Origin of the sequence: Alkalihalobacterium elongatum (assembly GCF_019024285.1) — a bacterium.
In the GTDB taxonomy this organism is placed as follows: domain Bacteria; phylum Bacillota; class Bacilli; order Bacillales; family Bacillaceae_F; genus Alkalihalobacterium; species Alkalihalobacterium elongatum.
On the sequence record NZ_WMKZ01000042.1, the window covers coordinates 1 to 24,341 of the forward strand.

Genomic DNA, 24,341 nt, shown 5'->3' on the forward strand with positions numbered 1-24,341 from the left:
AAAAGTTATTAGCATTTATATTTTGAATTTTGTATCTCCTATCACCTTATAACCTCTTCACTGAATAGGTTACAGCACAGCATTTTTCTGTACCTCTTCATAATCTCCAATCGCCACCCATCACTTCGGTGACTTACCGATATTAATGATAGACTTTCTGTTTATGAATTTTAATAAAATTCCTTTTTCTTATTAATAAAAGAAAATAACTACTACCATTAATTAAAAACATTTAAAATTATCGCCTACAATAGCCGTTTCAACACCTAACAAATATAATATGTGGTGTCACAAGAAAAAGTCAGATATGAAGGGCATTTCTTCTATCACAAGCTAATATTTTAAATCTGTATCTCCAAAAAATTGAGCACTAATTTAGAGTGATCTACAATAAAATTAGATGGGATAAAAGTAGACAAAAAATATGAACGGGAGGCAAGTAATTGAAGGGCAAAGTTTATAAACCTAAATGTAAATGCCCCAAAGACAAGAAAAACAAAAAATGCAGATGTAAAGGAAACTGGGGCTTCCTAGTCGACATCGGTAATGATCCAAAGACAGGAAAACGTAGACAAAGAGGAAAGTTTACATTCAAAACAAAGAAGGATGCGGAAGATGCATTAGTAGAATTTTTAAGTGAAATTAATCAAGGTACTTATACTGAAGAAACAGATATTACCTTTGAGGATTACTCCAAACAATGGCTTTCCGAATATGAAGCTACCGGAAAAGTACAGCCTGGAACTGTAAGAATAAGGGATAAGGATATAAATCGCCTTTTAGATTATTTTTCAAAAGTTAAGTTAAAAAATATTACTGAAAATCAATTTCAGGACTCACTACATGATCTAATAGAGCGTGGTTATGCTGAAAACACTTTGAAAAGTATTCATGTTACGGGCAGGATGATATTTAAAAAGGCGGTAAAAAAGGGACTTATAAAAAAAGATCCAACCGAGGATTCCTACGTACCTGTGGTTCAAAAGTCGGTAGAAGAATTAGAAGAAGAAGAAGAAATGGACAAATATCTTGAGAAAGAAGAGCTTGCTTTTTTCTTAAGAACTGCAGAAAATAAAGGTTTGGAATTAGACCACCCAGCTTTTGTAACTCTCGGTTATACTGGTATTCGTATAGGAGAACTATGTGCTTTAAAGTGGAAAGATATTGATTTTAATAAATGTACTATAAGTATAAATAAAACCTACAAGAATGATACAAACAATATCAAAAGATATAAATTAGGACCACCTAAAACAAAGAAAGCAAAACGTACTATTGTAGTGGATGAATATACTATAGACGTGTTAAGAAAACACAAAGTACATCAAAATAAAGTTAAACTACGTTATGAAGATAGTTATTATGACAAAGGTTATGTATTTGCAGAAGAAAGCAAGAAATATTCTGGTTATCCCACATATCCAAAAAAAGTTGAAAACAGAATGGAACGTCTTTTAAAAATGACTGATCTAAATCATAAACTTTCTCCCCACAGCCTTCGTCACACTCATACATCTCTACTGGCAGAAATCGGGATTGAATTAGTAGACATTATGGATCGTTTAGGTCATATAAAAGATGATACAACACGGAACATCTATCTACACGTTACGAAACATAAGAAAAAAGAGGCCGCCAATAAGTTTGGTGAACTTATGCAGGGCCTCCGTTAAACAAATGTTAAATTTCAAGTGGCTCTGTTGCGTGAGCACTAGAGCCACTAAGGGTTTGGGCGCTTATTACATCATGCCGCCCATTCCGCCCATGCCAGCCATGTCTGGCATGCCGCCGCCGCCATTTTCGTCTGGTTGGTCAGCGATTACAGCTTCAGTTGTTAAGAACATTGCAGAAACTGATGCTGCGTTTTGAAGAGCAGAACGTGTAACTTTTGCAGGGTCAACGATACCAGCTTCAACCATGTTTACCCACTCGCCAGTTGCAGCGTTAAATCCAACGCCAACACCTTCGCCTTTTAAGCGCTCAACAACAACAGATCCTTCAAGGCCTGCATTGTGTGCGATTTGGCGAACTGGCTCTTCTAGAGCACGTAGAACAATGTTTACACCTGTTTGCTCATCGCCATCAGCTTGAAGAGCAGCTACTGCTTTGTAAACGTTCATTAATGCAGTACCACCACCAGCTACGATACCTTCTTCAACTGCAGCACGAGTTGAGTTAAGAGCATCTTCGATACGAAGTTTGCGCTCTTTCATTTCTGTTTCAGTAGCAGCACCAACTTTAAGAACCGCTACACCACCAGCTAATTTAGCTAAGCGCTCTTGTAATTTTTCTCTATCGAAATCAGAAGTTGTTTCTTCTACTTGTGCTTTGATTTGGTTTACACGAGCAGAGATCTTATCTGACTCGCCAGCACCTTCAACGATTGTAGTTGTTTCTTTCGTTACAACTACTTTCGCAGCGCGACCAAGTTGAGTAATATCAGCAGATTTAAGATCTAATCCTAAGTCCTCTGTAATAACTTCTCCACCTGTTAAGATCGCGATATCTTCTAACATTGCTTTACGACGGTCACCAAAGCCAGGAGCTTTTACAGCTACTGCGTTGAATGTACCACGAAGTTTGTTAACAACTAATGTTGCTAAAGCTTCACCTTCAACATCTTCAGCAATAATTAAGATCGGACGACCTTGTTGAACTACTTGCTCAAGTACAGGAAGTACTTCTTGGATGCTTGCAATTTTCTTATCTGTGATAAGAACATAAGGGTTATCTAATACAGCTTCCATTTTGTCTGAATCTGTTACCATGTATGGAGAAGCGTATCCACGATCGAATTGCATACCTTCTACAACTTCAAGCTCAGTTGTAAATCCTTTTGACTCTTCGATAGTGATAACACCGTCGTTACCAACACGCTCCATTGCTTCAGCAATGATTTTACCTACTTCATCGTCAGCTGAAGAGATAGCAGCTACTTGAGCGATAGACTCTTTACCTTCGATCGGCTTAGAGATGTTTTGTAATTCTTGAACAGCAACTTGAGTAGCTTTCTCAATCCCTTTACGGATTACCATCGGGTTTGCACCAGATGTTACGTTCTTTAACCCTTCACGGATCATTGCTTGAGCAAGAACAGTTGCAGTTGTCGTACCGTCACCAGCAATATCATTTGTTTTGCTAGCTACTTCAGCAACTAACTTTGCACCCATGTTTTCAAATGGATCTTCAAGTTCGATTTCCTTAGCGATTGTTACACCATCATTTGTAATTAATGGTGAACCAAATTTCTTTTCAAGAACCACGTTACGTCCTTTTGGTCCAAGAGTTACTTTTACAGCATTCGCTAATGCATCTACACCACGTAACATTGAGCGACGAGCGTCTTCACTGAATTTAATATCTTTTGCCATCGTTTCAACCTCCTAAAATTATAATCAATATGTTATCGTTTGGCTGTCTATTAACCGATTACAGCTAAAATATCGCTTTCACGTAAAACTAAGTATTCTTTACTTTCGAATTTAACTTCAGTCCCTGCGTATTTAGAGAAGATTACTGTGTCGCCTTCCTTCACTTCAAGAGCAACACGCTCACCATTTTCAAGTACGCGACCTGTACCAACTGCTACGATTTTTCCTTCTTGTGGTTTTTCCTTCGCAGAATCTGGAAGTACGATACCACTTGCAGTTTTTTCTTCAGTCTCAACTAACTCAATTACAACACGATCACCTAATGGCTTTAACAAGGAAAACAACCTCCTTAAAATATTGTTTTTCTCCTCTGAATTATGTAAAAGTTTTGTGCGAGGAGTTTTGTTAGCACTCGATGTGGTTGAGTGCTAATTTCAATTATTATAATAATCACTCACATTTTTTTTTGCAAGTATTTTATAAGAATTTTTTTCTAAAATTAATAATACAACTTGTATTAGGGACAAAAAACCTTCTATAGAATGCCCATTTCGGTTCTTTTGTAAACAAATTATAAAAGTTTATTTGCGAATTGTTGAGCTAGACTTTCTTCTTGATCGGTAAGCTTCATTCCTTCTAGTTTTTTAAATAAATATGTTAGAATGTAAAATACATTGTCTAGCTTTAACACATCATAACTATTACAAAGGGGATTTATATTGTGTCTAAACGTTATTGGTGGGTATTAATAACATATATCGCCATGCACTTCTCTGCTTTTATCGGGGTTCCTTTACTTAAGTTATACGACGTTCCAACAGAAAGAATCCCAGGCATTTGGAGTACTGTAAGCTTTTCTGCTGCATTACTCATCATTATTATTTTGCTTTTACCTGACATTAAAAATCGCCATGAAGCCCGTGATCGTTCGTCAAAAATGGATGCTGCCATGTGGTCTATTCTCGGTGTTATTCTTGCCTTTGTAGCACAATACATCTCAATATACATATCTGTATTCTTATTAGGTGTTGAGCCTGGATCAGAAAATACCGAGCGAATATCCGAATATGCTCGAGTTTTTCCACTTTTTATTATTGTGATGGCTGTAATTGGTCCCATTCTTGAAGAAATTATTTTTAGAAAAGTTATTTTTGGTTCACTCTATAAAAAATTCAACTTTATTATTGCTGCATTAATTAGTTCGTTAATCTTTGCTGTCGTACATGCAGATTTAGATTACTTATTAGTTTATACTGCTCTAGCGTTTGTTTTTGCTTATTTATATGTAAAAACAAAACGGATCCTTGTCCCTATCATTGCACACGTAGCCATGAATACATTAGCCGTGTTGGTTCACGTTATATATGGAGAGCACCTTGATGAATTACGACAACAATTAGAGCAAATACAATCATTTATTGGAGGATTTTTAGTATGAGGACGTCTCCTACGTTTATGGCGGTCGTTTACGCCTTAATAGGTGTCATGTTCACCTATTTAGCTATTCAAAATGTACAAGTTGCAGGTTGGAATTTTTGGACTTACTTATTCATCGGTTTAGCAGCTGTAGATTTTATGATGGCATACCGCTTTTTCCAGATGCGAAAATACATTAAAAAAGCAAAATAACACAGAACACACTACTTAAATAAACGTTTAATTAAGTGCTATGTTCGACTAGCTAAGAGGCTATTCCTAGAAGTATGCTCCTCATTTGAGGCGTCACTTCTATGAAATAGCCTCTTTTGTTTTGGCTTTTTAAAAAAGCTTACGAAAACAGCGTTTATTTTTTTATCCCTTTAAGGAAATTGTTGATAAAGGTTAAGTTTGGGACATGCAAAGCGTGAAGGCCTAATACTAACTTTGTAAAACTAATGTAAGAAAAATGTAAATCTTAAGGATAAAGTTCAGAGAGGCATTAATATATATAGTAAAGAGAATTTCAAACTATTCAACTCTAGGAGCTAACTATGGGAAGAAAACATTCATTTTCATACGGAAAAATCGCTGTAATTGGCACCGGCTTTCTTGCATTGACGCTAGTTTGGACAATCTACAATACCTTTATGCCGCTTATCCTTGGTGACTACATTGAAAGTAGTGCAATACGAGGAGCTATTATGGGGATTGATAATTTACTCGCTGTTCTATTAATTCCTATTATTGGTGCTTGGTCGGACCGGGTTAAATCACCCCTTGGTCAAAGACTTCCCTTTATAGCAATCGGAATGCCCTTGGCCGCACTTACATTTGTATTATTACCTTTTGTTTCTGGGATTGGGCTTATCGTCCTTTTAGCGATTGATATTGTATTTCTATTAGCAATGACCATATACAGAGCTCCCGTAATTTCACTTATGCCTGACCATACTCCACCGTCTAATCGATCTACTGCAAATGGTGTGATTAATTTTATGGGTGGTGTAGGAGCAATAATTGCTCTATTTGTACTCGCACCCTTATTTGACTTAGAACGAATCTATCCTTTTGTTATTGGAGGCTTCATTTTATTAATTGCTTTCATCTTATTGTATTTAGTTATAGACCGTAATCCCCCTTTTACTGAACATACATCAGGTAATCAAGAAGAAACTCAAGCTCTCAAATCTCTTAAAAATGGAATAAAAAGGTTATTTTTGAAAGAAAACCGTGGAAAACTCTTTATCTTTTATGCTATCTTCTTATATTTTATCGGCTATACAGGTGTGGAAGCACTTTTTTCGATATGGGCAACTGAACAACTAGGATTAACAGGCGGCGAAGCTGGTGTCACACTTGGATTTTTTAGTTTATCTTTTGTTTTATTTGCAATTCCTGCTGGGTTATTAGGGACGCGATTTGGTAAAAAGCCATTAATGTTAATTGGTCTCATCTTATTACCTATTTTGTTTGCAGTAATTCCCTTGTTAGAAGGATTACTGTTGGTACGTCTCGTTCTTTTCTTGGCAGGTATGGCCTGGGCGTGTATTAATGTTCAAGCCTATGCTTTAGTTAGTGACCTAGGTGGTAAATCACAGATAGGACTTTATACGGGACTGTATTACTTATTTTCTATGTCATCTGCTATCATTGCTCCATTTATGCTTGGTTCAGTGATGGATCTCTTTGGGAAGAATAGTTTGTTCTTCACTGCTGCTGTCACAATGATTATTGCATTTTTATTTTTAAGAGCTGGTAATGACCATAGCAACCATGTAAATAACTCTACAAAGAGCATGTAATATAGCCACAAACCTTCAGAAAGCAAAAAAACACTCCCCAACTAAAAATGCCCCCCAATGTTAGATACAATCTAAAATTGGGGAGCACTTCTAACTAAGGAAGTGTTTTGCGCCTACCTAACTAAGATGCACTTTTTTCTTGAGCAGGTACTTCTTTGGCAGTTTTTCCGAGTAGGTAACCAACTGGTACTGTAATAGCTGTAAGCACAGCTAGAATGACAAACCCCTCATTAATGGCCTGTAAATTTGCCGTTTCAATTGAACCTTCTACACTAAAGAGTTGGGCTTTTCTAACTTCATAGTATATAGAGATAAAAACAATTCCTAATGCTGAACTCATTTGTCGCAATACATTATTCATCGCTGAACCTCGAGAAACGATTTGTTCAGGAATAGCATTCATACCTGCTGTCGTTGCTGGCATACTACATAGTCCAAAACCAATTCCTCTAATGGCCATAATGATAATAATAAAAGCGAGCGACGTTTCCATCGTCATAATACCTAAAAGAAATGTACTAACAGCAGATATAATTAACCCTACTGTTACGACACCTGTCGCACCTTTTTTATCGAGAATCCGTCCTCCTACAGTCATAAAGATACCCGTTAATAGTGCAGCAGGTAAAAATACTAAGCCAGTCGTAATCGCGTTGTATCCATACACATTTTGTAAGAGAAGCGGAATAAGAAAAATTCCTCCAAACAACCCGATCGATGTAATCCCTGAGATCCAAACACTTAAAGAATATGTTGTAATTTTAAATATTGATAGATCAAGAAGAGGAAATTCTTGTTTTCTCTCAATCATTACAAATAAAATTAAACTAATGAAACCTACAATTATAAGAGAAATATTTGAAATGTACATCAAATGTTCGAGGCTGCTCGTTCGTCCTAAAGCTAGGAGAATTAATCCTACCCCTAGAGTAACTGTAATAAACCCCCATCGATCGAATGTAATTGCCTTATTTAGCTCTGTTTCTTTTAAATATTTTGAGGCAAACCAAATACCTAATAGCCCCACTGGTACATTACACAAAAATAAATAATGCCAGCTCCCTGTTTCGATAATAACACCGCCGATCGTTGGCCCAATTGTCGGTGCCATCATCGCCGCTACTCCATAGACTCCTGTCGCAAGCCCTCTTTCTTTCCGAGGGAAGTTTGCAAAAATAAGCGCCATTGATAAAGGCATCATGATACCTCCACCGACACCTTGAAGTCCTCTAAAAAAGATCAGAGATGATAAATTCCATGAAAAAGTACCTAAAATTGAACCTAAAACAAATATACTTAGCCCAATGATATATAACCGCTTTTTCCCCCATTTATCGCCTAAAAAACCAGTAACGGGCATTGTCATCCCCATCGTTACCATAAAAATAGTAATGACCCACCCTGTCGAAACCGCATCTGATTGAAAGACGTTCATAAGCTGCGGTACGGCTGGATTGAGCATACTATTATTTAAAATTAGCGTGAAGGTCCCAATTAGAACAGCTATTACGACCATCCATTTTTCAGATATTTTACTCATACAAACCACCATTTCGTCTTTCGAAATAATTTACTATAACTATAACATGGATATAGGCATCTCGGGTACTATTTTGATTTCCAGTTGTTAGGGGTTCACCTTACTAGTCTTTTGCAAGGTTCTTTTCTAAAAGATTGTACGAGTCGTATTAACCTTTGAAACGAGGAGCCAAAATCCATAAATTTCACCTATTTGCTTTAACATAGTGTATAGAAAATAAAAAAAAGCTACCTCATTAAATGTTCTAGACTTTACATCTCACTGCTCTATTAATAGCAGTATGAGGTCATTAGTCCAAACTAATGTAAGTAGCTTCAAGGTTTATATTTTTGAGGGGTAAAGCGATAGTCAAGATTGATAGTCGTTATGCAACTTTAATTACTTTCTTTGGATGATCCAAGCTCGGACCACTTGATTTTTTCATGAACATTTGGCGTAAATAAGGTAATACCCAACGGTCTCCACCGTAACGACCAGCATTTGCACCAGCTGCTAAAATAAACATTGAAATCAGTAACATCCATGGGTTAGTAGAAACAGTTCCTGCAAACATAAACGCAAAGTTCATCATTACTCCAAAGAATGCAGCTGCGCTAGTAAATACACCAAGAATAAGTCCTAAGCCGACAAGGAACTCTCCCCACGCTACCATAGAGCTGAATACATCGGCATTCGGTATTGCAAACTTTTCTAAAAATGCTACGTAATTCGGATAAACCATTGCCTCCCCTTGCAATACAGGGTTAGCTACTGAACCTTGTAAATATCCACCCGCATTAAAGTTTCCTGTAATTTTTCCCCAACCTAAAGTTAACCAAGTCCAACCTAGATATATACGTAAGAATAAAAGTACACCTGCTGAAATAGAATGATTTCGTAAGAATTGACCAAACATATTAAGTTCCTCCTCTTGGAAGTGTTGTTTTTAGTAATGTTTCACATAGTCGCGACAAGTTGGAAATTTAGTTTGTGAACTGTTTCACAATTTATATATTAAAGCACAAATCACTTCTTGTCCATGAGTTTGCTCACCATTTCACAATTTGTTCATACAAAAGCTCCTACTCGCTTAATAGCCTACCAGTGGGGAAAATTCGCCTTGATACATAGCAAATAAAGTCATTCGCAGACCAGCAATAAAGAAGACGTTATATCCTTGAAATAACGGTGCCAGGCACCTTTTATAAAAAAGAGGGAATCCCTTTGATCATGGGACTCCCTCTTTTTTGTTAGCTAGGAAAGCTTAATATAAGTCTGGCACCCTACTTTTAAATACGGGAACATTATGACGGACCTCTTGCACATTCTTTAACTGAAGATCGGCTGTAATCGTTTCTTCATTTTCTTGGGTTCCTTGAGCAATCGTTTCTCCCCAGGGATTAATAACTAATGAACGTCCACAAAATTCAACGCCATCATACGTACTGACCCTATTAGCTGACACAACGTACATTTGATTTTCAATGGCTCTTGCTTGCTGAAGCGCAGTCCAATGAGCTTGGCGGGCCTCGGGCCATTCTGCGACAATGAATAACACTTCGGCCCCTGCTAATGCTAAAGATCTTGCAAGCTCTGGGAAGCGTAGGTCATAACAAATGATAACACCTACTTTAACCCCATCGAGCTCAAAGGTTTGAACTTTCTCTCTACCTCCAGCTAAGTATAGATGTTCACTTAACATTGGGACAAGATGAATTTTATCGTACTGATGAACTCGTTCCCCACTTCGATTGAAGATGAGTGCTCGATTGTAAATTCCATCGCTTTCTTTTGTTGCTATAGAGCCCCCAACAATATTTACACCGTATTGTTTCGCAAGCTCACTTAAGAAGGAACTCGTTTGTCTTCTCTCATCCTCTGATACTAGATCTAATGTAGTCAATGTATAGGCTGTCGTCCACATTTCTGGGAGAACAACCACATCAGGTTTGTTTTCAAGACTCATTGTTTGTGCAAGCCAGTGTTTGACCTTCTTATGGTTTTCTTCAGGGACACCAGGGATTATATCCATTTGGTAGATTGCAACTTTCATTAGTAAGCCCTCCCTTTCTATTTTTAAAAGAGTTTAAGATTTCTAATCCGGTCTACTGCTTCTTTTAAGCGATCTTCATCCTCTAGGAGACCAACTCGAACATAACCTTCACCACTTTCACCAAATCCTCTACCTGGAGCAACTGCAATATGTGCCTTGTATAGAAGGATGTCTGCGAATTCCTCGGAACTCATACCTTCTGGACATGGTAGCCATGCAAAAAATGAACCACTCGGTGAAGTTACATCCCAACCTATTGATTGTAACCCTTCAATAAGGACGTTGCGACGTCCTTCGTACTTTTTCACTAATTCTTCAACACATGTTTGTGAACTAAGGAGTGCAGTAGCTGCAGCTTGCTGAATGGCTCCAAACAAACTAACATACATATGGTCTTGATAGAGGTTAAGCATTTCGATTACTGAGGCATTACCGACAGCAAAAGCGACACGCCACCCTGCCATATTATATGTCTTCGATAATGTATAGATTTCAATTCCGATGTCTTTTGCTCCCTCTGATTGGAGAAAGCTTACTGGCTTATGCCCATCAAAACCGATACCACCGTACGCAAAATCATGAACTACACAAAAATCATGTCGCTTAGCAAACGCTACTGTTTCGTCGTAAAATTCTTTCGGAGCGGTTACCCCTGTAGGATTATTTGGATAATTCAGAAACATTAGCTTAGCCTTTTTTAAGGATTCTTCTTGAAGTGCATTATAATTAGGGAGGAACGCGTTTTCTTGTTTCAGCGGCATCATTTCCATTCTGCCTCCAGCTAGAGCCACACCAGACCAATAATCAGGATAACCAGGATCCGGAACAAGCGCTACATCCCCTTTGTTTAACATGCATTGACTAATTTCTACGAGTCCACCCTTTCCACCAAAAAGGATACACACTTCTTTTTCAGGATCTAACTCTACGTCATACTCACGTTTATAATATTCAACAACTGCTTCTTTGAGAAAGGGATAACCACGAAATGGTGGATATTTATGATATTGAGGTAGTTCTGCTGCCTCTTTTAAGCTTGAGACGATATGTGCAGGCGTCGGCTGGTCAGGATTGCCTTGACCTAGGTTAATAATATCCGCACCCTCTTTTACGAGAGCTCCAACCTTCGCCACTAAGCTTGCAAAATACTGCTTTGGTAATTCGGTCATCGTCTGGTTCATTTCAAACTGTTTCATCCTGTTCACCTCTACATTTCATCGCTTTAATACAATAAAACCATCGTATGACGCATAACTATTTTTGTCAAACGGTTGTAATGGTAAAACAATTGTCTCCATTGTGGTGCCAGACACCTTTAATGCACTGCTTTATTAAAGGTGCCTGGCACCATGTAAAAAAGACTGCATTCCGAGGAATGCAGTCTAGGCATGGTTTTCATTTTCAGCTTGTTCTTCTTCTTTAAGGCGTTCTGCTTCGAGGCGCTGTGCTTTACGATATGAGAACCTTGAAATAATAATACTAACCTCATAAAGTAAGAGCAACGGACCGGTTACCATTAAATGTGAAATTAACTCAGGTGGCGTAATTAATCCCGCGATTACTAGAAGGATAAAGTAAGCAAACTTTCTTACCTTACCAAGAAAGTCTGGTGTAACAATACCTAACCGCGTTAAGAACATTATTACCACTGGCATTTGGAACAGTAGACCAAACGGAATGGTTAACTGAAAGAGAAACGTAAAATATTCATTAATTCCATACATCTCGTTAATTCCTAATTGTCCCGCTAACGCACCGACAAATTGAATAATAAATGGAAACAAGATGAAGTAGGAAAATGAAATCCCTGTTAGAAATAATAAAAATGCTATTGGAATATAGGCTAAAGTTACTTTCCTTTCAGTTTCATGCAATCCAGGACTTATAAACGCCCAAAGCTGATATAAAATGACTGGAAAGATCATTAGAAATGCACTAAAAAATGCAAATGTCATATATATTCGAAGCGGATCAGTCGGCTTAAAGGCATTCATTGGAATGTCTTGAGCAGTCGGTGCACTTTGAAGAAAGGTAATGATCGGTTTCGCAATAAATAAGCCACCGATCAAAGCGATAGCAAAAAAGATGAAAACGATAATCAATCGTCTACGCAACTCACCTATATGGTCATACACAGACATGTCTTTCTGTTCCATTTAAATACCCATCCTAACTAGTTTTGTTTCTCATTTTTCTTGTTGTTATCATCGTCGTCATCAGCTAAGCCTTTTGTGGCATTTTTGAACTCACGTAAAGTATTACCTGCAGCTTTCCCTAACGCTGGTAACTTCTTTGGTCCAAAAATTAATAACGCGACTAATCCAATAATAATTAAACTTCCTGGTCCCAATGGCATAACTCACACCTCCTAGCTGTTTTTTTCTATATAGACATACTAAAATTCTTTCTAGGCTTATCCCCATTATAAAGGATAATGCTTTAAAAAATAAATAAGCGCTTGTAATTCAACGGATAAATCAATATGGTGAACCCTAACATTTTCTGGAACTGTCAATCTTGCTGGAGTAAAGTTCAGAATACCGCTAATTCCTACTGAAACGAGTCGATCAGCAATTTTTTGAGCCGATTGTGCAGGTACTGTTAAAATAGCCACCGTTACTTCTGGATCTAATTGTTCTTCGAGCTGATCAAGATTATAAATCTTAACCCCACCCATTTCTTGTCCAACCTTTTCCTCAGCAACGTCAAATGCCATTACAATCTTTGTATTATTATTTTTTGCAAAATTATAGTTTAAAAAAGCTGTACCAAGGTTCCCGACTCCTATGAGAATTACCTTCGTCAACTCATCCTGATCTAATGTTTTCCGAAAGAACGACAGCAAATAATTTACATTATATCCGTACCCTTTTTTCCCTAATGCACCAAAGTAAGAAAAATCACGACGTATGGTCGCAGAGTCGACTTTAACTGCTTCACTTAACTCTGACGATGAGACACGCTGCTTTCCTGAAGCATTAAGGTTTTCTAAATAACGATAATATAAGGGCAATCGTTTCGCCGTAGCTTGCGGAATTTTAGGTTGTTCAAATTTCATAGATCGCCTCCAAGGTCTTCACCAATCAGGTTGTTACATGTCATATTGTACACTATTTTAGTCTTTCGTGTAATCGTTTTATACTAGTGTTCATGAAGTTGTTGAATAACTTCCGATAAGGTACACTTAATATATCATACTTGTTTCATAACTATTATTCTCATGTGACCTTATAAGTAGGAAGGATTAACTTTTATGATTTTATTACAATGTGTCAATTTATCCAAATCGTTTGGTGTTGAACCAATATTAACTAATATAAAATTTGAAATACAATCTAAACAGCGAATCGCCCTTGTTGGACGAAACGGTGCTGGAAAATCAACATTACTTAGGATTATAGCAGGTCAAATGTCATTTGACTCTGGTGAAATCATCATTCCAAAAGATGTTAAACTCGGTTACTTAGCTCAGGACACAGGTCTTGAATCAGATCTCTCTATTTGGGATGAGATGTTATCAGTGTTTGCTGATCTTCAAAGAAAAGAAAAGACACTTAGACGCCTTGAGGAGCAAATGGCTGATCCTAACCATGAAAATTATGAAAAAATTCTTAAAGAGTATGATCAACTTCAAGTTACTTTTAAAGATGAAGGTGGCTACCAATATGAAGCTGACATTCGCTCTGTACTAGCTGGATTGAAGTTTGCCAACTTTGATTACAATACAAAAATCTCCACACTAAGTGGTGGCCAAAAAACTCGCTTAGCACTTGGAAAGTTATTATTAACGAAACCTGACTTGCTCATTCTCGATGAGCCGACAAACCACCTCGACATTGAAACACTCGCTTGGCTAGAGCAATACTTAACCAACTATCCAGGCGCTGTATTAATTGTCTCACATGATCGCTATTTTCTAGATAAAGTTGTAGATCATGTTTATGAGCTATCCAGAACGAGAGCAACCAAATTTAAAGGTAATTATACGAACTACCTTGAAGAAAAAGCCCTACGTTTCGAACAGGAACTAAGACAATTCGAAAAGCAACAAGAAGAAATTGCAAAATTGGAAGATTTCGTCCGTCGAAATATAGCTAGAGCTTCTACAACGAAAAGAGCACAGAGTCGTAGAAAGTCACTAGAAAAAATGGAGCGCTTAGATCGCCCTCAAGGCAGTGAAAAATCAGCTAACTTCTCTTTTGACATTGAAAAGCAAACTGGAAATGAAGTCTTAAAAGCACAAGCTCTTTCTGGTGGTTATGATAAAACCGCTCTGTTTAAAGATATTACATTCCAACTCAATCGTGGCGAGAGTGTTGCCTTAATAGGCCCAAATGGAATTGGAAAGTCAACTTTGCTCAAAATTATTACAAAAGATTTACAGCCACTATCTGGAACGATTAATTATGGAAGTAATGTCGCTATTGGTTATTATGATCAAGAACAAGCGAAATTAACATCAAACAAACAAGTCATACATGAATTATGGGACGAATATCCTCTCATGCAAGAAAAAGAAATTCGCACCGTTCTAGGAAATTTTCTCTTTAGCGGCGATGATGTCCTAAAAATCGTTTCTGATTTAAGTGGTGGGGAAAAAGCACGTCTTGCTTTAGCCAAGTTAATGTTAAAAAAGGCAAACTTCCTAATTCTCGATGAGCCAACGAATCACCTTGACTTAGATAGTAAAGAAGTATTAGAGTCTGCATTAATCGACTACCCTGGTACGATCCTATTCGTTTCACATGATCGGTATTTCTTAAACCGAATGGCAACACGTATTATTGAACTTTCCCAACAGCAAATCACGAATTACCTTGGTGATTACGATTATTACTTGCATAAAAAAGATGAAGCTCGTCAATTACATGAATTAGCTGCAGAAGAGCAAGCGCAGCAAGAGGATACGAAAAAAGATAAACATAACTTCCACATGGATAAGGAAGCAAAACGAAAAGAACGTCAAAGACAACGGCGAATAGAAGAAATCGAAGCCACGGTTGAACAGATGGAAAATGAAGTAGCCGAGTGGGAGCAAGCTCTATGTGAGCCTGAAGTGTACGAAGATCACGAAAAAGCTGCACAACTTCAACAACAGATTGACACTCATAACGATAAAGTAGAACAGCTACTAACCGAATGGGAAGAACTTCAAGAGTAGAATAGGGGAAAAGCTCCAGTACGTTGAGTAACGCCAGATATACCTCGAAAAGTAAAAAATCCTATGCTGTCAAAGAAAAATTTCTCTAAAGAAATGGCTGTGTTAAAGCCTTTTCTTTATTTACGTTGATTTTAGCTCTGATGTGTGAAATACGGATTTTCATTCGCCTTTCAGGAACTGAAAAAGTATAATGAGCCCAAAATCACCACTCAACATTAACAGAGCTAAAAAAATAAGCTGTCTCACAAGTGATCTGGGTTTCTTATTATTAAAGACAACCGCCGACCACTTAATGAGACGGCCTTTTTACTTTATAACCAAGCTGCTTAAACTGTAATTTTTAAAATAGAATGTACTCTAAGCGCTAGTCTCTTTTTCATCTAAAAGCCAGTAATAGCTTGTAGCTACAATTAAAAACATCGATGTTGCTGCCGCCACTACTCCTGAATCATTTAATAATAGTAATGCGACCGATGTGACGAGCATCGATTGCAATATATCTTTTTCCCGCTCATTTTTAATCCAATTTTTTTGACGCCATAAAATGATCCCCATTAAAATGTATGATGTAACAAACAGCTGTGTCCAATTAGAGAATTTAAAGATTTTCCAATTCATTTGTAATTTTCTTTTAATGACATCGATTATATAGGAAAAGTCTCCGCTCAATAATCGTTCAAAAGCATAGCCAATATGAGTCGGGTGGCCATTCATCTGCAAAAGAAACAACAGAGCTAATGAAAGGCTTGGAATGGCAAATACTAATATCGGTAACCATACCTTCCATTTTTTCAGTAGAGAACTATGCTTAACAGCAATAAACCCCCATGCAGTCGCAGCAGATAACGTCGCTCCTGCGTTGGTTCCGAGGTGACTTGCCCCTAACATATAGATAAGGAAACCAAACAGGATGGTTGTTACAATTAAAAACGTTCTCTTCGATGCTTTCCAAAAGGGAATTAACATCAACAAACCAGAAATCATATATACTCCTGCATATTCATTTCCAATCCCGTAATACCTTGCTCCAATAATCGGATCATAACCTAAGTATGACCTTTGCATTAAAGGTGAACCCATCCACAAATCTACTGTAATAACCATAAATTGAGCTACACCTAAGATAACCAGCGGATATTTAGTAAATTTCAATAGAAGCCACGCTACTAATATTGACAATAAGGTTAGTAGCCAAAAATAGTAACCACTATGTACGTACAAGAGAACCTTTGATAAAAAAAGATACCAAATGGGCGAACTGACTGCAGCTAATAAAATGATTTTCCCTGCGTTTAACCAGTGAGGTTTCGTCTTCTTTCTCCACAATAAGATCCCAACACTTATTAACATTAGTACTAATAATGTAATGTAACTCGATAATATCACACTACGAGTACTATATATTTTAAAAATCCAATTTACATTTTCAATCACTTCCTCGTGATTATCATGTGTGAGCTCAACTTTGTCTAAAGCAACTCCAGGCAAAGGAGGAGGTACTTCTATATCAAATGAAGATAAAATAGTCGGTACGATATCCACATTGCTTATAATGTGTCTTTGCTTAGTCGTTTGTGAATAAAGCTCCCGTGGTTGTTGATTAGAAGTGTCCCAATAAAAAAAAGGACTTAATTGCTTTTTCTCCTTATACGCATCCGTATGCATCATGGGTGCTAACAACATGACATTACGACCATTTTGATTATCCACAAGTTTGTAAAGAAACTGTTCAAAAGTAACCAATGCTTGTTCATAGTTAACCACAAAATGAGTAGACGTCATCATATTTTTAGTAGAAAACAAGCGATGAAAGTCTCCCCACTCTACAACAATAAATGATCTACTATCACTTTCGGTTTCAACACGTATTATTTCGTCTAATAATAGTTCTTGGTTCATTCGTAAGCCTGCTGGCGACTTCGAATGAACTTCGACTACATTCGTTAACTCACCTTGAACCTCGCCTGTTTTATCGACAGCAAATAGCGAACCATAACGAACTCTCTCTTCACTTGATAGATCACTTGTACCCAATACGTACCTATTTACCCCTTCATTTTTCAATGTTTCGCCTAAAATTCCAATAGGTGCGCGGAATGTTGTCGAATTATTTTTTTCAATTAACTTGTGGAAATATGGGTGAAGTAAACTATCCTGTGGATAGGTTCCCGTCCATTGCAGCAGAAGCTCTTCTGCCTTATTACCTTCGACAAACTCACCTTTTTCATAGGCATTCCAATTATCCACACCAACTCCGCGAATCCCTGTACTTAGAGAGACCGTGTTACTTAGATAAGAATAACTTCCTTCAGGCCTCACATTTAAAGCAGAAAAAGCTGCTTTTCTCCACAACTGTTGGTCACCATTTTCAACCAACCATTCTACTTCTTCAAATGAGAAACCCGGAGTGACAACAAGAATTAAAGACTTTCTTTGTTCATAACCTTTAACATTAGTTGTTAATAACATGGCAATTAACAAACTAACCACTACTATCCAACTCTTTTTCACATAAGCTCCCCTCGACTTGTGAACAAATTTTCTGACATATCCACACTATTCACAACGTTATACACAAGCTAAACGTTGATTTTTCCGTTTTTTAAAAAGTTATCCCCATTACCCACATATTTATCCACAAATTTTTATAAACAAAAAATATTGCTGTAGAATAAGTTATTCACTTAGTTATCCACTTTGTACACACTATTGTGGATAAGTTTTTTCCACATAAAGAAACACGTTTCAACGCCATGATTGACGAAATTTGCTGGTTTTTACCCTGAAAACTCCCTTATAAATTGTTTATTAAACAAAAAATCCCTTCTTTCAGCATAGACTGATAAGAAAGGATTTAAACCACTTATTCACAGGTATCTAGTTCAAGACCTGGGTTTGCATTTAGTGCCCAGTTAGCAAATTGACCATTTTTTAGCTTAATACTTGCAGCGGCACCAATCATTGCAGCATTATCTGTACATAGTGATAATGGTGGAATGATTAATTCTATTTCAGAGTTAGTAAATTCTGTCTCTAATCTAGAACGTAATCCACGGTTTGCTGCAACTCCTCCTGCTAATAAAAGCTGCTTTACTTTATACTCTTCTGTTGCTCTTTTTGTTTTTGTTACTAATACATCAATTACGCTCTCTTGAAAACTTGCAGCCAAATTAGCTGGTTCTATCGTTTCCCCTCGCTGTTTTGCATTATGAAGTGTATTGATAACTGCCGACTTTAACCCACTAAAACTAAATTCATACGATGCTGGGTCTAACCATGCTCTTGGCAAATCAATCGTTATCTCTCCCTCATGAGCTAGTCTATCAATATGAGGACCACCTGGATATGGTAAATTTAACGTCCGTGCTACCTTATCATAGGCCTCACCTACAGCGTCATCTCTCGTTTCACCAATTACTTTAAACGATCCGTGTTCCTCCATATATATGAGCTCTGTATGGCCTCCAGAAACGACTAGAGCTAGTAATGGAAACTCCATTTCTTTCACTAGGCGATTAGCATATATATGACCTGCAATATGATGAACGCCAATTAAAGGTAAATTATGTGCAAATGCTAGCGCTTTGGCAGCATTGACTCCCATTAGTAACGCACCGACTAACCCTGGACCTTCTGTAACCGCTATTGCGTCTAACTGTGAAAATGATACACCTGCTTCTTCCATAGCTGCTTCAAATATGTAGGTCATTTTTTCAACGTGATGACGAGACGCAATTTCTGGGACGACCCCTCCAAACCGCTTGTGGCTTTCAATTTGCGACGAAACGACATTCGAAAGTATTTCTGTACCATTTTTAATAACAGCTGCAGATGTCTCATCACAGCTCGTCTCAATTGCTAATATTAATTCATCCTTCATCCTTTAACACCGCCCACATGACTAATGCGTCCTCTAAATTATCTGTATAGTAATTTTTCCTAATTCCGCCAGGCATAAACCCTAATTTTTCATATAATCCTTTTGCCGCTTTATTTGAAACTCGAACCTCAAGTGTCATCTTTAAAGCCCCATACATTTTCGCCAATTCCATTACATATAGGAGCAACGTTTCCCCGTAGTTGTTTCCTCTATATTGCGAAAGAATAGCAATATTCGTGATATGCGCTTCATCCATAACAAGCCAAACACCACAATAACCAATGATTTCTCCTTCTACTTCCATAACGACATAATGAGCGAATTGATTACTCGTTAGTTCATTATAAAAAGCAGTGCGGCTCCACGGAATAGTAAACGCATCTTTTTCGACAATGAGAACCTGATCTAGGTCATCAACTGTCATAAAACGAATAGTAGGCTCTGTCATGTTCTTTCCTCTTTATTTTGTGCTTCAAGCCATTTCACTTCTGCTTCTGCGAGTTGTAAGTATTGGGGAACAAATTCATGGGTATTACTATGTGGCTCTCTACCTAAGCCAATCAAGGCTAATTCTGACGGTCTAGGATTTTGCATTGAAACATGTGGAAACAATGCACGGTTTCCGAGAACAGCTTCAATACTTTCTTGATGTAGAGATAAATCATTACTTAAAAACAAAACATCTTGTTCTAAAGTCTTCAAGAGTTCGAGCCAGTCGCTAAGTAAGATAAGTTGATCTTTTTCCTGAATACTAACATCTTGTTTATCTGCCTTATATAGGCCCGTATATACTTGTCCTCTTCTGGCATCAAAAAAGGGACAAATGTACCCGTTAAAAAAGCGGCCATTTTGAGCTAGTACCTCAAGGCTAGATACTCCTACAATAGGAATATTTAACGTCCAGGCCAATGTTTTAGCTGTTGTAACCCCTATTCGAACACCTGTGTATGATCCAGGCCCATGAGCAACAATAACTCTTTCAAGGTCACTAGGCTTCATGCCCACTTCGTTCATTAATTGTGAAATTGCAGGCATTAACCGAACGGAATGATTTTTCTTTAGATTGGTAATCATTTCGCCAACAACTTTTTCATTGTCAATAATGGCGATACCCATCACTAAATTTGTTGTATCGATTGCTATTGCTTTCATTGTAATAACTCCTTACACAGCGAAATGAAACGCTCACCTTTAGGGCGTAACTCAAATGTTCGTTCTTCGTTGCCATTATGATATATGTAAATCTCAAGACGTTCAGATGGTAACATATCGGTGATCATACTTGCCCATTCAACGACTGTTACACCTTCACCTTCAAAATATTCATCAAAACCTAAGTCCTCTTCACTATGCTCTAGGCGATAAACATCCATATGATATAAAGGCAAAGAGCCCCGATACTCTTTAATGATCGTAAATGTGGGACTGTTGATTACCCGTTTCACGCCCAACCCTTTACCGATACCTTTTGTAAAACTAGTTTTCCCAGCTCCTAAGTCGCCTTCTAGTGTCAGTACATCTCCAGCAACTAAAAACTTAGCTAATCTTTCTCCAAATTCAAATGTCTCTTCAGGAGAATGACTAGTCCACGTGTACTTCTCCATAAAATTCACCTATTCTACTTAAAATGATTGTAGCCTTCCTTCTTTAATTCAACCAAATTTTCTTCCGTTTGTAAAAAGACTTTTCCTTCTCCTGCTATAACTTTTCCTATTATAGATGCTGTAACTCCTTGTTTCTCTAATCGCTTACTAACCATCGTCCAATCTTCTTTTGCCATTGTTCCGATCAGTTGAAAGTCTTCGCCTCCATATAACGCCCATTGGAGAGGTTGATCTTCTTGAATAGATGTCACTTGTTGGATGATTGGAATTTTATTTTTCTCAATAATAATAGTTACATCACTAGCTTCAGCAATCTCATATGCTTCGCTAGCTACACCATCACTAATATCATTTAATGAAATTCGACAATTTGAATTTGCTAAAATACGCCCCGCCTTTACTTGTGGTTGAGGCATTTGATGGGTTTTAATTAAATTTTTCTCTACTTCTGAAAATTGGCCGTTACGGGATCTTTCAAACAAGAAATGTAATCCAGCTGCAGACGTTCCTACATTCCCTGTCACAAAAACAACATCACCTGGTTTTGCTTGACTTCTTAATAAACGACGCCCTTTTTCAATTTTACCAAGAACCGTTACAGAGATCACGAGCTTGCCCTTCGTAGAAACCGTGTCACCGCCTATTAAGTCCATATCATATTTAGTTGCAATGCTTGTCATCCCTTCATATATTTCATAGATCGCTTGGTCATCCCAATCTTTTGGGATCGCAATTGAAACTAAATAAAATAGTGGAATTCCACCCATTGCAGCAATATCACTAATATTTACAGCTAATGCCTTATACCCTATATGAAATGGCGCCATTGTCTCATTTGCAAAATGAACATCCTCTACCATAGTATCTACACAAATAACTTCATCATAATCATCTTCAACGTGGTATAAAGCTGCATCATCGCCTATTCCACAAATTAATTCTCGTTGCTTTACTTTCTTCGGTGTAATGTTATTTATAAAAGAAAACTCATCCTGCATGATGTTCACCCTTTTTTTAATCATAGAAAAAAATCCTTAGGAACTGACATCCTAAGGAGTTTCTAATCATATTTGATTTATATTATGTACGTACTTTAATTGTAAAGTTGGTTGCGGGGATAGGATTTGAACCTATGACCTTCGGGTTATGAGCCCGACGAGCTACCAGACTGCTCCACCCCGCGACGTTATAAAGTTAATGGATGATGTGTTACCAATGAGGTCATCTCTTCCTCTTCAAGCAAACCTTCGAAGCTTATGCGTCGAGACAACTCGATAATATTTCATCGATGCATTGCTCGTTGCTCCACCCCGCAACGTTTTAAAGTAAATGGATGATGTTACTCATCGTAGTTTACTGACTCTGTTACTTGAGCGATGTAATACTCGTTACCAACAGTTATTATAATGTACCATATCTCATCTTCTTATGCAAGAATTTTTGACTTTTTTATTGAAATGATGTCCCTCAAACCATATTTATATCTTGGCCTTTATCTTTATTTTATATACCTCTTTTATTTATATATTTTCATATTGCTGCAATTAAGGAGGATAATGAGGCTGATCTTTTGTCAGCCTCCCCCATCAAATTATTTAGCAGCAACTTCAATTGCTTTTTCAAACGTTTCAATAATATCCAACTCATCTTCAATTCCAACTGAAATACGAACCAAACCGTTTGTAATTCCTAGCTTCTCGCGTGTTGAATTAGGTATCGTACGATGTGAAGTCCTAATTGGGTAGGAAACTGTCGTTTCAACCCCTGCTAGTGTCGGTGCAATTTTAATCCATCTTAACGATTTGAAAAATTCCTCTACATTAACGGAAGAATTAAGTTCTATAGAAACCATTGCCCCATTTCCTTTTGACGAAAGCTCTGAAGGGTAATAAACTTTTAATACCCTTTCATTCGTCTTTAACGCATTTGCTAAAGCGAGAGCATTTCTAGACTGTCGCTCCATCCGGATACTTAATGTCTTTAATCCACGACATGTTAACCAAGCTTCAAATGGACTTAAATTACAGCCTAAACTTACAACTTTTCCTCGAGCTTTTTCTATATACTCTTTCTTTCCAACTAACACTCCAGCTGTTACATCACTATGGCCACCAATATACTTTGTTGCGCTATGGATCACAAGGTCTGCACCAAACTTTGTTGGTTGTAAAAGATACGGTGTTGCAAAAGTATTATCAATCATTGTGATTAATTGAAACTCATCAGCAAGAGCCTTAACCATTTCTAAGTTTTCTACACGTAATAGCGGGTTTGTTACAGATTCTGTGTATATTAACTTTGTATTCGGCTGGATAGCTTCTTTTATTTCTTCAATTTGTTCAAAAGAAACAAAACTAACTTCAATTCCTAGGTTTAGTAATTCAACTGCTAAAAGCTGATACGTTCCCCCATATAGATCTTCAGACGCTACAATATGCTCACCTGGTTTAACAACTGCTAAAACGCCAGCTAATATAGCTGACATTCCAGATGAAGTAGCTACACCATCCTCTGCTTCTTCTATCGCAGCTACACCTTTTCCTAGATCATCTGTGTTCGGATTACCAAACCGTGAATAAAGATATTCTTTATCTCCTTGATAAAAACTTTCCATATCATCAAGATCTTTAAAGGTAAAAGCCGATGTTTGATAAATCGGTTGGGCTTTACTCATATTTCTTGCCACATCTTTTGACTGGAAATGTACAGTTCTCGTATTAAATCGTTGCCCCATCTTTTTTCTCCACCTTTTACATTCTTAAACTTAAGTAAATTCTATTATTTTATCTTAACAGTTTTAACTAATACTTTACACAAATTGATGTTAACAAGTCATGGATAACAAACAAAGTTAAATTCATGCTTCCATCTGCTCGTGTTATTTCTCTTCAGCTGGAGTGAAGGATTAGGCCAAGTTAATTTGATCAAGCGAAGCCAGTTAAGCTAATAAATTAAAGCAAATTATTCATTACTATCATATGTAACCATACCACTATCCCCTGCATTTTATAAGTTAAGGGGGTTTTTTTTATGGGTGTATTTATCATCTTTTCTTTATTACTATTTTTGTCTGGTTTCCAAAAAACAAAATTACAAAGATCCACTTTTGAAGAATATGGAGTGTTTAAAAAAAGATCCAGGGGTGAGTAAATTTATAAAATCACACCAGGAAATAAGAAAGTAAGGTTTTAAGAGCAAAACGAGGTGAAATCGTTGATATTAGACAGTGAATTGTACAACCTGCTAATAAACTTAAATAATTTGCCCCAAAAATATACTTGGTTTCATACGAATAGGATTAGATATCAGCGCAATTTTCGTTTTATCGGCGAAATCTCTACATATATCGGCGTACTTTTCATTATATCGGCGAAACTCCAAGACATATCGGCGCAAAATGAAATATATCAGCGAAACCAGTAATATAAAACATAAAAAAAGCACAACCCATTTGGATTGTGCTTTGTGCCTAGCGACGTCCTACTCTCACAGGGGGAAGCCCCCAACTACCATCGGCGCTGAAGAGCTTAAC

21 protein-coding genes and 1 tRNA gene are annotated in these 24,341 nt (G+C 37.2%); 5 read left to right on the forward strand and 17 right to left on the reverse strand.

Annotated features, from left to right (window positions below):
• Positions 1-443: 443 nt before the first annotated feature.
• The gene (locus GKP30_RS22615; RefSeq protein ID WP_216831738.1) at positions 444-1,673 is read left to right on the forward strand and encodes a tyrosine-type recombinase/integrase; all 1,230 of its coding nucleotides are present in this window, start codon (positions 444-446) and stop codon (positions 1,671-1,673) included.
• Positions 1,674-1,739: 66 nt separating this feature from the next.
• On the opposite strand, the gene groL is transcribed toward GKP30_RS22615, so the two are convergent.
• Positions 1,740-3,371, reverse strand: a complete 1,632-nt coding sequence (gene groL / locus GKP30_RS22620; protein ID WP_216831739.1) for a chaperonin GroEL — start codon at positions 3,369-3,371, stop codon at positions 1,740-1,742.
• 50 nt (positions 3,372-3,421) lie between these two features.
• Positions 3,422-3,706 carry a co-chaperone GroES gene (gene groES, locus GKP30_RS22625; RefSeq protein ID WP_216831740.1) on the reverse strand — a complete coding sequence of 95 codons (285 nt, stop codon included), beginning with the start codon at positions 3,704-3,706 and terminating at the stop codon, positions 3,422-3,424.
• A gap of 386 nt (positions 3,707-4,092) precedes the next feature.
• Between groES and GKP30_RS22630 the strand changes: the two genes are divergently transcribed.
• The 3 genes from GKP30_RS22630 (at position 4,093) to GKP30_RS22640 (ending at position 6,592) form a co-directional block, all read left to right on the forward strand.
• On the forward strand, positions 4,093-4,809 hold the full coding sequence (locus tag GKP30_RS22630) for a CPBP family intramembrane glutamic endopeptidase (protein ID WP_216831741.1): 717 nt from the start codon (positions 4,093-4,095) through the stop codon (positions 4,807-4,809).
• A complete protein-coding gene (locus GKP30_RS22635) occupies positions 4,806-5,000 on the forward strand; it encodes a YdiK family protein (RefSeq protein WP_216831742.1) in 195 nt (64 codons plus the stop codon). The genes GKP30_RS22630 and GKP30_RS22635 overlap by 4 nt, the downstream gene beginning before the upstream one ends.
• Positions 5,001-5,341: 341 nt before the next feature.
• A complete protein-coding gene (locus GKP30_RS22640) occupies positions 5,342-6,592 on the forward strand; it encodes an MFS transporter (protein WP_216831743.1) in 1,251 nt (416 codons plus the stop codon).
• Between the two features lie 121 nt (positions 6,593-6,713).
• Here the strand turns inward: GKP30_RS22640 and GKP30_RS22645 are convergent, their stop codons facing one another.
• The 7 genes from GKP30_RS22645 to GKP30_RS22675 form a co-directional block, all read right to left on the reverse strand.
• Entirely contained in the window at positions 6,714-8,132 is a 1,419-nt protein-coding gene (locus tag GKP30_RS22645) for an MDR family MFS transporter (protein ID WP_216831744.1), read from the reverse strand.
• A gap of 364 nt (positions 8,133-8,496) precedes the next feature.
• Positions 8,497-9,027, reverse strand: coding sequence for a DoxX family protein (locus tag GKP30_RS22650; RefSeq protein ID WP_216831745.1), 531 nt, complete (start codon positions 9,025-9,027; stop codon positions 8,497-8,499).
• Positions 9,028-9,375: 348 nt separating this feature from the next.
• Positions 9,376-10,164: a carbon-nitrogen family hydrolase gene (locus GKP30_RS22655; RefSeq protein WP_216831746.1), complete on the reverse strand. Its 789-nt coding sequence runs from the start codon at positions 10,162-10,164 to the stop codon at positions 9,376-9,378.
• Between the two features lie 23 nt (positions 10,165-10,187).
• A complete protein-coding gene (locus GKP30_RS22660) occupies positions 10,188-11,360 on the reverse strand; it encodes a pyridoxal phosphate-dependent aminotransferase (protein WP_216831747.1) in 1,173 nt (390 codons plus the stop codon).
• A gap of 186 nt (positions 11,361-11,546) precedes the next feature.
• A complete protein-coding gene (tatC, locus tag GKP30_RS22665; RefSeq protein ID WP_216831748.1) occupies positions 11,547-12,320 on the reverse strand; it encodes a twin-arginine translocase subunit TatC in 774 nt (257 codons plus the stop codon).
• Positions 12,321-12,337: 17 nt separating this feature from the next.
• On the reverse strand, positions 12,338-12,520 hold the full coding sequence (locus GKP30_RS22670) for a twin-arginine translocase TatA/TatE family subunit (protein WP_216831749.1): 183 nt from the start codon (positions 12,518-12,520) through the stop codon (positions 12,338-12,340).
• A 66-nt stretch (positions 12,521-12,586) separates the two neighbouring features.
• Positions 12,587-13,222 carry a redox-sensing transcriptional repressor Rex gene (locus tag GKP30_RS22675; RefSeq protein WP_216831750.1) on the reverse strand — a complete coding sequence of 212 codons (636 nt, stop codon included), beginning with the start codon at positions 13,220-13,222 and terminating at the stop codon, positions 12,587-12,589.
• A gap of 195 nt (positions 13,223-13,417) precedes the next feature.
• Between GKP30_RS22675 and abc-f the strand changes: the two genes are divergently transcribed.
• Positions 13,418-15,325 (forward strand): ribosomal protection-like ABC-F family protein, encoded by a 1,908-nt coding sequence (abc-f, locus tag GKP30_RS22680; protein WP_216831751.1) that lies wholly within the window; start codon positions 13,418-13,420, stop codon positions 15,323-15,325.
• Positions 15,326-15,682: 357 nt separating this feature from the next.
• On the opposite strand, the gene GKP30_RS22685 is transcribed toward abc-f, so the two are convergent.
• The 8 genes from GKP30_RS22685 to GKP30_RS22720 form a co-directional block, all read right to left on the reverse strand.
• Positions 15,683-17,836, reverse strand: a complete 2,154-nt coding sequence (locus GKP30_RS22685) for a hypothetical protein (RefSeq protein ID WP_216831752.1) — start codon at positions 17,834-17,836, stop codon at positions 15,683-15,685.
• Positions 17,837-18,188: 352 nt separating this feature from the next.
• The gene (gene tsaD / locus GKP30_RS22690; protein ID WP_216831753.1) at positions 18,189-19,205 is read right to left on the reverse strand and encodes a tRNA (adenosine(37)-N6)-threonylcarbamoyltransferase complex transferase subunit TsaD; all 1,017 of its coding nucleotides are present in this window, start codon (positions 19,203-19,205) and stop codon (positions 18,189-18,191) included.
• Entirely contained in the window at positions 19,195-19,653 is a 459-nt protein-coding gene (rimI, locus tag GKP30_RS22695) for a ribosomal protein S18-alanine N-acetyltransferase (RefSeq protein ID WP_216831754.1), read from the reverse strand. Before rimI ends, tsaD begins: the two co-directional genes overlap by 11 nt.
• A complete protein-coding gene (gene tsaB, locus GKP30_RS22700; protein WP_216831755.1) occupies positions 19,650-20,357 on the reverse strand; it encodes a tRNA (adenosine(37)-N6)-threonylcarbamoyltransferase complex dimerization subunit type 1 TsaB in 708 nt (235 codons plus the stop codon). The genes rimI and tsaB overlap by 4 nt, the downstream gene beginning before the upstream one ends.
• Complete coding sequence (gene tsaE / locus GKP30_RS22705) at positions 20,354-20,809, reverse strand: tRNA (adenosine(37)-N6)-threonylcarbamoyltransferase complex ATPase subunit type 1 TsaE (protein WP_216831756.1); 456 nt, start codon at positions 20,807-20,809, stop codon at positions 20,354-20,356. The genes tsaB and tsaE overlap by 4 nt, the downstream gene beginning before the upstream one ends.
• 14 nt (positions 20,810-20,823) lie before the next feature.
• Positions 20,824-21,831 (reverse strand): thiamine-phosphate kinase, encoded by a 1,008-nt coding sequence (thiL, locus tag GKP30_RS22710; protein ID WP_236035306.1) that lies wholly within the window; start codon positions 21,829-21,831, stop codon positions 20,824-20,826.
• A gap of 84 nt (positions 21,832-21,915) precedes the next feature.
• Positions 21,916-21,992, reverse strand: a tRNA-Met gene (locus GKP30_RS22715).
• 408 nt (positions 21,993-22,400) lie between these two features.
• On the reverse strand, positions 22,401-23,543 hold the full coding sequence (locus tag GKP30_RS22720) for a trans-sulfuration enzyme family protein (RefSeq protein ID WP_216831757.1): 1,143 nt from the start codon (positions 23,541-23,543) through the stop codon (positions 22,401-22,403).
• Between the last annotated feature and the right edge of the window lie 798 nt (positions 23,544-24,341).